The organism is Pseudomonas sp. NPDC089554 (assembly GCF_050280645.1).
Lineage (GTDB): Bacteria > Pseudomonadota > Gammaproteobacteria > Pseudomonadales > Pseudomonadaceae > Aquipseudomonas.
The window spans coordinates 1-10,065 of sequence record NZ_JBNNVR010000136.1 but is presented as its reverse complement, the minus strand read 5'-3'; the positions used below and the strand labels follow the sequence as shown (position 1 = coordinate 10,065).

11 protein-coding genes and 2 pseudogenes are annotated in these 10,065 nt (G+C 63.8%); 6 read left to right on the top strand and 7 right to left on the bottom strand.

Annotated features, from left to right (window positions below):
• Window positions 1-409 precede the first annotated feature (409 nt).
• Entirely contained in the window at window positions 410-847 is a 438-nt protein-coding gene (locus tag ACQKPE_RS24890) for a hypothetical protein (RefSeq protein ID WP_427669313.1), read from the bottom strand.
• Between ACQKPE_RS24890 and trmL the strand changes: the two genes are divergently transcribed.
• Entirely contained in the window at window positions 846-1,301 is a 456-nt protein-coding gene (gene trmL, locus ACQKPE_RS24885; protein ID WP_427669312.1) for a tRNA (uridine(34)/cytosine(34)/5-carboxymethylaminomethyluridine(34)-2'-O)-methyltransferase TrmL, read from the top strand. The two genes, ACQKPE_RS24890 and trmL, sit on opposite strands and share 2 nt — an antisense overlap.
• A gap of 61 nt (window positions 1,302-1,362) precedes the next feature.
• Here trmL and secB read toward each other — a convergent pair whose 3' ends face one another.
• The 3 genes from secB to ACQKPE_RS24870 are packed head-to-tail and all read right to left on the bottom strand — an operon-like array spanning window position 1,363 to window position 2,557.
• The gene (gene secB / locus ACQKPE_RS24880) at window positions 1,363-1,848 is read right to left on the bottom strand and encodes a protein-export chaperone SecB (protein ID WP_427669311.1); all 486 of its coding nucleotides are present in this window, start codon (window positions 1,846-1,848) and stop codon (window positions 1,363-1,365) included.
• 39 nt (window positions 1,849-1,887) lie between these two features.
• Entirely contained in the window at window positions 1,888-2,142 is a 255-nt protein-coding gene (grxC, locus tag ACQKPE_RS24875) for a glutaredoxin 3 (RefSeq protein ID WP_427669310.1), read from the bottom strand.
• 1 nt (window position 2,143) lies between these two features.
• Window positions 2,144-2,557 (bottom strand): rhodanese-like domain-containing protein, encoded by a 414-nt coding sequence (locus tag ACQKPE_RS24870; protein ID WP_427669309.1) that lies wholly within the window; start codon window positions 2,555-2,557, stop codon window positions 2,144-2,146.
• Window positions 2,558-2,763: 206 nt separating this feature from the next.
• Here ACQKPE_RS24870 and gpmI point away from each other — a divergent pair.
• Both gpmI and add read left to right on the top strand, forming a co-directional pair.
• Window positions 2,764-3,771 (top strand): annotated as a pseudogene (gene gpmI / locus ACQKPE_RS24865) (2,3-bisphosphoglycerate-independent phosphoglycerate mutase); the annotation flags it as partial.
• A pseudogene (gene add / locus ACQKPE_RS24860) lies at window positions 3,762-4,445 on the top strand (adenosine deaminase); the annotation flags it as partial. The pseudogenes gpmI and add, both read left to right, overlap by 10 nt.
• Here the strand turns inward: add and ACQKPE_RS24855 are convergent.
• Window positions 4,442-5,155 carry a transcriptional regulator gene (locus ACQKPE_RS24855; protein WP_427669308.1) on the bottom strand — a complete coding sequence of 238 codons (714 nt, stop codon included), beginning with the start codon at window positions 5,153-5,155 and terminating at the stop codon, window positions 4,442-4,444. The pseudogene add and the gene ACQKPE_RS24855 sit on opposite strands and share 4 nt — an antisense overlap.
• Before the next feature lie 467 nt (window positions 5,156-5,622).
• Between ACQKPE_RS24855 and ACQKPE_RS24850 the strand changes: the two genes are divergently transcribed.
• Window positions 5,623-5,820: a hypothetical protein gene (locus ACQKPE_RS24850; RefSeq protein WP_427669314.1), complete on the top strand. Its 198-nt coding sequence runs from the start codon at window positions 5,623-5,625 to the stop codon at window positions 5,818-5,820.
• On the opposite strand, the gene ACQKPE_RS24845 is transcribed toward ACQKPE_RS24850, so the two are convergent.
• A complete protein-coding gene (locus ACQKPE_RS24845) occupies window positions 5,771-6,952 on the bottom strand; it encodes a multidrug effflux MFS transporter (protein ID WP_427669307.1) in 1,182 nt (393 codons plus the stop codon). The two genes, ACQKPE_RS24850 and ACQKPE_RS24845, sit on opposite strands and share 50 nt — an antisense overlap.
• A gap of 100 nt (window positions 6,953-7,052) precedes the next feature.
• A complete protein-coding gene (locus tag ACQKPE_RS24840; protein ID WP_427669306.1) occupies window positions 7,053-7,250 on the bottom strand; it encodes a cation transporter in 198 nt (65 codons plus the stop codon).
• A gap of 145 nt (window positions 7,251-7,395) precedes the next feature.
• Between ACQKPE_RS24840 and ACQKPE_RS24835 the strand changes: the two genes are divergently transcribed.
• Together ACQKPE_RS24835 and ACQKPE_RS24830 are read left to right on the top strand one after the other, a co-directional pair.
• Entirely contained in the window at window positions 7,396-7,782 is a 387-nt protein-coding gene (locus ACQKPE_RS24835) for a hypothetical protein (RefSeq protein ID WP_427669305.1), read from the top strand.
• 53 nt (window positions 7,783-7,835) lie between these two features.
• Window positions 7,836-10,065 (top strand): heavy metal translocating P-type ATPase (locus ACQKPE_RS24830; protein ID WP_427669304.1); only part of this gene is annotated, 2,230 nt, incomplete at its 3' end.

Below are 10,065 nucleotides of genomic sequence, written 5' to 3'. Positions count from 1 at the left end.
GCACTAAACCCCACTGACTGAACTGACGCATTCGCGGGCAAGCCCGCTCCTACAAGGGCAGTAATTGTAGGAGCGGGCTTGCCCGCGAATGCGTTCTGAAGATCGCTACAAATGCACCGATCCTGTGCCCGATGCACCTCGGCAAGGCACAAATCCCCTCAAAAACTGGCAAAAGCGTCGCAAAACCACGTATTTCAAGGCTTCGCAAAGTTGGCACGCCGCCTGCAATAACCTAAGCAACTACCTTTTAGGGGGCCTCGGTACAGGCAGGCCGGGATAACCCCACTTTTATTCGCTGTAATGCCCGTTTCGGGGACCTTGGTACAGGCAGGCCAGGACACCCCTCTTTTATTCGCTGTAATGCCCGTTTTGGGGACCCAGGTACAGGCAGGCCAGGATATCCCCTCTTTTATTCGTGCAGCTTCACCTGCACACGCCACCCTCCGGCGTCCTCTGCGGCGTTCCACTCCCCCCGCAGGGGACGCGCGGCCAGCACCGTCAGCAACAACCCCCCATCACTGTTCTGCACCCGCCAGCTCGCAGGCTTGCCCTGCAAGGTCAACTGGCCGCGCTGCGCCTTGCCCTCGGCCTGGAACAGCAGCGCCACGGTGCCCTCCACGTTCTCGCCATGCAGCTGGGCTTCATCGCTGAACCACAGCTCAAGGCCATCCGGCACCACCTCGACACGCTCAAGCACGGGCGGCTCGGGGTTGGTCAAGCGGCCGATCATCAGCCCTACCAGCAGGCCCATGATCGCCATCGAGCCCAACACACGCGGCCAGGCCTTCGAACGCCGGTCGGGTTCGAGGTTAGAATGCTCGTCATCTTCGTGCTTGGAGCCGTGCATGTTTCACGTCATCCTCTTTCAACCGGAAATTCCACCGAATACCGGCAATATCATTCGGCTCTGTGCCAACAGCGGCTGCGACCTGCACCTGATCGAGCCGATCGGCTTCGAACTGGACGACAAGCGCCTGCGCCGCGCGGGCCTGGACTACCACGAGTATGCCACGCTCAAGCGCCACCAGAGCCTGGCCGGATGCCTGGAAAGCCTGGGCCAGCCCAGGCTGTTCGCCTTTACCACCAAAGGCTCGCATCCCTTCCATGAGGTGGCCTACCAACCGGGCGATGCCTTCCTGTTCGGCCCCGAAAGCCGCGGGCTGCCGGCCGAGGTACTGGAAGCCCTGCCCGCCGAACAACGCCTGCGCCTGCCAATGCGCCCAGGGTGTCGCAGCCTGAACCTGTCCAACACCGTGGCGGTGACGGTGTATGAGGCGTGGCGTCAGCAGGGGTTTGCCTGAGGCTTTGCCCGCTCAACAAAAAAGCGCCTGGAAAGGCGCTTTTTCATCACAACCGAACCGCTTACTGAACGGTCGGCAGCTCGCCGGCTTCCTGCATGCGCTGCATTTCTTGCGCGTACAGGGCGTCGAAGTTCACCGGCGACAGCATCAGCGCCGGGAACGAACCACGGGTCACCAGGCTGTCCAGGGTCTCACGGGCATACGGGAACAGGATGTTCGGGCAGAACGCACCGAGGGTGTGGCTCATCGAAGCGGCGTCGAGGTTGGAGATCAGGAAGATACCGGCCTGCTGCACTTCAGCGATGAAGGCAACTTCTTCACCGTTCTTCACGGTCACCGACAGGGTCAACACCACCTCGTGGAAGTCACCTTCCAGGGCCTTCTGCTTGGTGTTCAGGTCCAGGGCGACGCTCGGCTCCCACTGCTGGCGGAAGATCTGCGGGCTCTTCGGCGCCTCGAACGACAGGTCGCGCACATAGATGCGCTGCAGGGAGAATTGCGGGGAAGCTTCTTCGGCGGCTGCGCCGTTGTTCTGCTGGTCAGTCATGGCAGATCCTTTTCCTAATGATGTTCAAAGAGGCGTGAGTCAGGCCTTGAGCAGGGCGTCGAGCTTGCCCGAGCGCTCGAGGGCATAAAGGTCATCGCAACCCCCGACATGGGTTTCGCCGATCCAGATCTGCGGTACCGAGGTACGGCCAGCCTTCTGGACCATTTCGGCGCGAACCTGCGGCTTGCCGTCGACCTTGATTTCCTCGAAGGCCACGCCCTTGCTCTCGAGCAGGTGCTTGGCGCGCATGCAGTAGGGGCAATAGTCGCTGGAGTAGACGATGACGGGTTTCATGTCACTTCACCAAGGGCAGGTTGTCGGCTTTCCAGCTGGAAACGCCGCCGCTGAGCTTGGCAGCGGTGAAGCCAGCCTTGAGCAGGTCGCGGCAGACGCCACCAGACTGCTGGCCCATGCTGTCGACGATGATCAGGGTCTTGGCCTTGTGTTTTTCCAGTTCGGCCATGCGACCGGCAACTTTGTCCTGCGGAATGTTCAGCGCGCCGACGATGTGCCCGGCGGAGAATTCCTTGCTGGTGCGGATATCGATCACCACGCCGGTCTCGGCGTTGAGCAGCGCGGTCAGCTGGCCGCTGCTCAGGCTCTGGCCGCCACGACGAATTTCGTTGACCAGCAGCAGAATCAGCAGAACGAAGAAAATCGCAACCAGGATAAAGTGGTTTGTCGCAAATTGAATCAGGTTGGCAACCATCAGGGGTGTTCCAAGCGATTGAAAATGCCGGCCAGTATACACAGCCACCCAGGCCGGCCAAAGCCCGGTGGGCGGGCGCGAAAGTAGCGTTGTCGTACAGTACGCCCAGACACTTGTCGGGCGAACCCAGGAATATTCGCCGTCCGTGGCCGATTTGCCCTAAAATGCGTGTCTTTATCATCTTTGAACAACCGTGAGTTTGATTGATGACGAGCACGCCCAAGCCCCTGGTCCTGATCATCCTGGATGGTTTCGGTCACAGCGAAAGCCCCGAATACAACGCCATCTTCGCCGCCAACACACCGGTCTACGACCGCCTGCGCGCCACCCGGCCGCACGGCCTGATTTCCGGTTCCGGCATGGATGTCGGCCTGCCTGACGGGCAGATGGGCAACTCCGAGGTCGGCCATATGAACCTCGGCGCCGGGCGCGTGGTGTACCAGGACTTCACCCGGGTCACCAAGGCTATCCGCGATGGCGAGTTCTTCGAGAACCCCGTGCTCACCGGCGCGGTCGACAAGGCCGTCGGCGCCGGCAAGGCCGTGCATATCCTCGGCCTGCTTTCCGATGGCGGCGTGCACAGCCACCAGGACCACCTGATCGCCATGGCCGAGCTGGCCGCCAAGCGCGGCGCCGAGCACATCTACCTGCACGCCTTCCTCGATGGTCGCGACACCCCGCCGCGCAGCGCGCAGTCGTCCATCGAACTGCTGGACTCGACCTTCGCCAAGCTGGGCAAGGGCCGCATCGCCACCCTGATCGGCCGCTACTACGCGATGGACCGCGACAACCGCTGGGACCGCGTCAGCGCCGCCTACAACCTGATCGTCGACAGCACCGCCGAATTCACCGCTGCCACTGCCGTCGAAGGCCTGCAAGCGGCCTATGCGCGTGACGAGAGCGACGAATTCGTCAAGGCCACCCGCATCGGCGAGGCCGTACCGGTCGCCGACGGCGACGCGGTGATCTTCATGAACTTCCGCGCCGACCGCGCCCGCGAGCTGTCGCGGGTGTTCGTAGAGACCGAGTTCAACGAATTCCCCCGCGCCCGCCTGCCCAAGCTCGCCGCCTACATCGGCCTGACCCAGTACTCGGCGAAAATCCCGGCCCCGGCAGCATTCGCCCCGGCCAGCCTGAACAACGTGCTGGGCGAGTACCTGGCCAAGCACGGCAAGACCCAGCTGCGCATCGCCGAGACCGAAAAGTACGCCCACAACCGTTCTTCGACCCGCAAACCCACACCGACCGTGGCATTCCCTTCGAAGTGGTGCTCGCCGGCATCGACCAGGCACTCAAGGATGGCCGCCAACAACTGGGTATCAGCAGTGGGCTGATCCTCAGCTTCCTGCGCCACCTGAGCGAAGACGCGGCGCAGAACACCCTCGACCAGGCCCTGCCATTCCGTGATGCCTTCATCGCCGTCGGCCTGGACAGTTCCGAGCAAGGCCACCCGCCCAGCAAGTTCCAGCGTGTGTTCGATCGTGCCCGTGGCGAAGGCTTCCTGACCGTTGCCCACGCGGGCGAAGAAGGGCCGCCCGAGTACATCTGGGAAGCACTGGACCTGCTGAAGGTGCAGCGCATCGACCACGGCGTGCGCGCCATTGAGGACGAGCGCTTGATGCAGCGCATCATCGACGAGCAAATTCCGCTCACGGTCTGCCCACTGTCCAATATCAAGCTGTGCGTGTACGAGCACATGGGCCAGCACAATATTCTCGATATGCTTGAACGCGGGGTGAAGGTCACGGTCAACTCGGACGACCCCGCCTATTTCGGCGGTTATGTCACCGAGAACTTCCACGCGTTGCACACTCACCTGGGCATGACCGAAGCACAAGCCAGGCAGTTGGCGCAGAACAGCCTGGACGCGCGACTGGTCTCGCGCTAACCCACCTGCAAGGCCTGCACCCGGGCAATGCGATTGATGCTCTGGATACCCAGCGCGGATATCTGCAGCGCCCGACAGCCCTCCTGTTCACGAATCCACCCCGATTGCAGGAACAGCTTGAGCAAGGCCTGGCCAAGTGGCCCGCCAATGTGCGGCCCCTGGTCACTCCACTCATTGCAGTGGCACACCACGCAGCCGCTCTTGCGGCTTGGCGCCAATGCATCGATGTATACGCCCAGCGCCCCCAGCTCTCGCCGCCCCTCCTGGCTCACCGAGGGGCTGGCCTCGTCTCCCTCGAGCCAACCCGCAGCGACCAGACGATGGTAAAGGTCAACCGCCAACTCCCCACCAAGGTGGTTGCCGCACAGCCGGGCCCGGCGCATCGACAACGGCACCTCCAGTGGCTTGGAGCGTGAGGGCGCGCCGAGGTGGGCACCCAGTTGCACGCTGGCCAACGCCTCCACGGCCGCGCCCACTTCCGGTGTCGCCAGTCGAAAATAGCGCTTGCGCCCACGCGCCTCGAGCCTGAGCAGGCCAGCGGCCGAAAGCAGCGACAGGTGCGCACAGGCAGACGACGAGGTGACGCCGATGATCAGCGCAAGCTCATCGGCAGGACGGGCCGTTCCATCGATCAAGGCCCAGAGCATGGCACTTCGTTTTGGATCGGCCATGAGACCGGCGATCTGGCTGATGCTGTTAGCTGCTTTCATGTCGTTCATTCCCTGCAAAGTCAGTCTCGTTCCCGGCTGGCCAACCATGGCAACGCGCATAGGTGCAGCCTGCCTGGGTAACGCTGCCCCACCATCCATGGTCGCCGGGGGCAGTATAAGCCGCTGAAACCCGCGCGCCTTGGCCACGGCACGCGCACCCGCGCGCCTTCAGGGGCAGGTTCGCCAACCCTTCTCGAAAGACATGAAAATACAGATTGGAGGTATTTCCCCGTGAAACGCCCGCCAATAAAAGCGCTCAGCTCAAGCCTGGTGACGTCGGAGTGAAAAACATAGGAACAATGCCGACACGGCCCTTCACCAAGTAGCGCAAGGAAAAGCGAAGCTTCGTATCGCAGTCGGATGGGCGAAAGAGAATGACCGTCAGTCAGGACGTGGGGGCAGGCGATGGCGTGGACGAAGGGCGGCGCTACACTGGATCAGCGCTCGCCCACTGGAGGTTCTTCGCAATGAAGATTGTCGTCAGTACGTCGAAACGTAACCCCAATTGCCCCTGGCAGGTCCAGCTGGACCAGCATGTGGTGAGCTTTCGCAGCGAAGCCGAAGCGCGAGCGTTCGTCGCGCTTCTGGAAACCCGTTTGAAAGCCCCGCACATACTCAGGCAGGACGCTTGGGCGGCAGGCGTCCAGTCAACATCGCGACACTGACCACCAGCATGCCGCACAGGCTCAGCACCAGGGTCATGGGCACGGCACTGCCGTCGTGCAGCACACCCACCAAGGCAGCAGCACCGGCAGCCACACTGAACTGCAGGCAGCCCATCAACGCCGAGGCGCTGCCCGCGCGGGTGCCTTGGCCACTCATGGCACAGGCCGCCGCGTTGGGCATGATGCAACCCAGGCTGGCGATGCATACGAACAGCGGCACCAGCAGTGGCCAAAGCTGCGAGGGCCGCATCAGCGCCACCAGCAGCAGCACCAGCGCAGCCACAAGGTATACCCACACCGCGCGCGACAGCAGCAAGGCCGGGCCGTGGCGGGTCAACAGCCGCGCGTTGAGCTGGGCAACCAGGATGAACCCTGCGGCGTTGGTCCCGAATAGCCACCCATAGTGCTCGGGTGGTACGCCATAGAGCTTGATGAAGACGAACGGAGAGCCCGCGATGTAGGCAAACATGCCGGCGATCGCGACACCACCGGTCAATGCATGGCCGATGAACAGGCGGTCGCCGAGCAGGTTGAGGTATTGGCGCAGCGCACCCGACAAGGGTTGACGCGGGATATGCGCCGGCAGGCTTTCCGGCAAGCCTAGGCTGACTGCCAGCAGGCAGCCGGCGCTGAACAGGCTCAAGACCAGGAAAATCGCCTGCCAGCCCGTCACGTTCACCAGCACGCCACCGAGCATGGGCGCCAGAATCGGCGCCAGGCCCATCACCAGCATCAGTTGCGAAAACACCTTGGCCGAGGCCACCGCATCGCATTTGTCACTGACGATCGCCCGCGACAGCACCATGCCCGCGCAGCCGCCCAGTGCCTGAACGAAACGCGCCAACACCAGCGCATCGAGGCTTGGCGCATAGGCGCAGGCCAACGACGCCAAGGTGAACAACGCCACGCCGAACAGCAGCGGCTTGCGTCGACCAAAACGGTCCGCTACCGGCCCGTAGGCCAGTTGGCCGATGGACAGCCCGAGGAAATACGCCGCCAGGGTGGTCTGGATATGTTTTTCATCAGTGGCGAAGGCATGTGCCATCGCCGGGAAAGCAGGTAGATAGAAATCGATGGCCAGCGGCGCGAAGGCCGACAGCGCGCCGAGAATCAACAGGGTTCGCAGGTTCATCGGGAATCCATAGCAGGCTAAGCAATACGTTAGTCTACCTGCACCCGGCCGCTCTGGCTGAAAAGCTTTGTAATAACTCCAGGTTGAAAGGCAAGCGCGCTCAGGCCAGCTCGGCCTGGTAGCCCTCCTCGCGGATCGCCGCCAACAGCTGTGCGGCGGCCAGGGCGCTGTCCACCCGCACCTGCCCCTGCGCCAAGTCCACCTCCACCCGCGCCGTCGTATCCTGCTCCTGTACCGCACGGGTCACGGCCTTTACACAGTGCCCACAGGCCATGCCTTGAACGTTGAATACTTGCATGGAACGCACTCCTTCAATGGTTTGCCGCGAGTTTCAAGCTTGCCATCAGGTCAAGGTCAAGTTCTGCGTGAAACGGCCGGGCTGGAAATCCGCGCGCCGCTCGGCCAAGCTGCGAGTCTGAAGATTTTCAAGCAGGAGACGTTTCATGGTCAGGGCAGCATTGAGCCTCGTGGGGCTGCTGGGTGCACTGGCGGTCGTGCCACCCGCCAGCGCCGAGGGCAACTCGGACTTCAGCGTGTTGATTATTTCCCGCGAGCGCCTGGAAGTGGCGACCACGTGCGAAATCGGCATCTACCTCAACGACCAGCTCTCTGGCCGGTTGTTCCAGGAGCAATCCACCTCGTTCAACCTGCCGCCAGGCCCGGTGGACGTGCGCCTGCGCCTGTTGCCGGGGCAAGTGCCAGGGTGTGCCAATGGCATCGAGAACCAACGCAATACACGCCTCACCCTGCAAGCGGGGCAAATCAGCAAGTACCGCATTGCCTTGAGCCAGCACGGCCTGCAATTGCAGCGGGCCGACCTGGGCTATTGACCTTGCCCACATGGCAAGGTTGAAGCTGCAGGCCTGATTCAAGGAGCAGAGCCATGTCAGCAGCCATCACCTTCAACCTGCCTATTGCCGGCATGACCTGCACCAGTTGCGCCGGTCGTGTCGAGCGTGCCTTGGGCAAGGTCCCCGGCGCCGAGCAGGTCAGTGTCAACCTGGCCACCGAGCAAGCCCATGTCCAGGCACCCGGCGACAGCCTGCCAGCGCTGGTCGAGGCCGTACGCCGGGCGGGCTACGCCGTGCCGACGCGCAACCTCGAACTGCACATTGGCGGCATGACCTGCGCCAGCTGTGCCGGGCGTGTAGAACGGGCGCTGGGCAAGCTGCCGGGGGTCGAGCAAGTGGCTGTCAACCTGGCCAGCGAGCGCGCTCACCTTCAGGTGCTCGAAAGCGTTGCCAACGAGACGCTGATCGCCGCTGTGGAAAAGGCCGGCTACAGCGCAACCCTCCCTCGCACGGCCCAGGACGAACAGTCCGACAGCATGCGCCGTCTGCGCAACGAGCGCCTGGCGGTCGTGGCCGCCCTGCTGCTGGCCCTGCCACTGGTGCTGCCGATGCTGGTACAACCCTTCGGGCTGCACTGGATGCTGCCGGCCTGGGCGCAGTTCGTGCTGGCGACGCCAGTGCAGTTCATCCTCGGCGCCCGCTTCTACAAGGCAGCCTGGAAAGCCGTGCGTGCCGGGGCAGGCAACATGGACCTGCTGGTAGCACTAGGCACCAGCGCGGGCTACGGCCTGAGCCTTTATGAATGGGCCAAGGCCCATGTCGGCATGGCGCCACACCTGTACTTCGAAGCCTCGGCGGTGGTCATCGCCCTGGTGCTGCTGGGCAAGTACCTGGAAAGTCGCGCCAAACGCCAGACCGCCAGCGCCATTCGTGCCCTGGAAGCCCTGCGCCCGGAGCGTGCCCTGCGCGTGGTCGATGATCATGAAGAAGATGTCGCCATCAGCCAGTTGCGCCTGGGTGACCTGGTGCGGGTCAAGCCTGGTGAGCGCTTCCCGGTGGATGGCGAGGTACTTGAAGGCAGCAGCCATGCCGATGAGGCGCTGATCAGCGGTGAAAGCCTACCGGTGCCAAAGCAGCCGGGCGACAAGGTCACCGGCGGTGCGATCAATGGCGAAGGACGCCTGCTGGTACGCACCCAGGCCCTGGGTACCGAGACCGTCCTGGCGCGGATCATCCGCCTGGTGGAAGACGCCCAGGCGGCCAAGGCGCCGATCCAGAAGCTGGTGGACCGGGTCAGTCAGGTGTTCGTGCCCGCGGTGCTGGTCGTGGCGCTGCTGACCCTGCTGGGCTGGTGGTTGGCAGGCGCCCCGCTGGAAACCGCGCTCATCAATGCCGTCGCCGTGCTGGTGATCGCCTGCCCATGTGCCCTGGGCCTGGCCACGCCTGCGGCGATCATGGCGGGTACCGGCGTGGCCGCACGCCACGGCATCCTGATCAAGGACGCCGAAGCGCTGGAACGCGCCCATGCGGTCAACCGGGTGGTGTTCGACAAGACCGGCACCCTCACCTCCGGCAGCCCGCGCATCGTTCACAGCCAGGCACTGAACGGCACACCGGACGACCTGCTGCGCCTGGCCGCCGCCCTGCAACGTGGCAGCGAGCACCCACTGGCCAAGGCCGTGCTGGACGCAGCCGCGCAGCAGCAACTGCTCATTCCCACGGTGAGCGACAGCCAGTCGCTGACCGGCCGAGGCATTGCCGGCACTGTCGAGGGCCGCGAACTGGCCCTGGGCAACCGCCGCCTGCTCGATGAAAGCAACCTGGTGCCCGGTGCCCTGGTCGAACAGGCCCAAGCCTGGGAAGCCGAAGGCCGCACTTTGTCGTGGTTGCTCGAGCGCGCACCACAACCTCAAGTGCTTGGTTTGTTCGCCTTTGGCGACAGCCTCAAGCCCGGCGCAGAATCCGCCATCGCGGCCCTGCACGCCCGAGGCATCAGCAGCCACCTGCTGACCGGCGACAACCGCGGCAGCGCCATGGTGGTGGCCGAGGCCCTGGCCATCGACGACGTACACGCCGAAGTGCTGCCCGCCGACAAGGCCGCCACTGTCACGGCGCTCAAGCGTGATGGCGTGGTGGCCATGGTCGGCGACGGCATCAACGACGCCCCCGCCCTGGCCGCCGCCGATATTGGCATTGCCATGGGCGGCGGCACCGACGTGGCCATGCAGGCCGCCGGCATCACCCTGATGCGCGGCGACCCGCGCCTGGTGCCGGCCGCCCTGGAGATCAGCCGCAAGACCTACGCGAAAATCCGCCAAAACC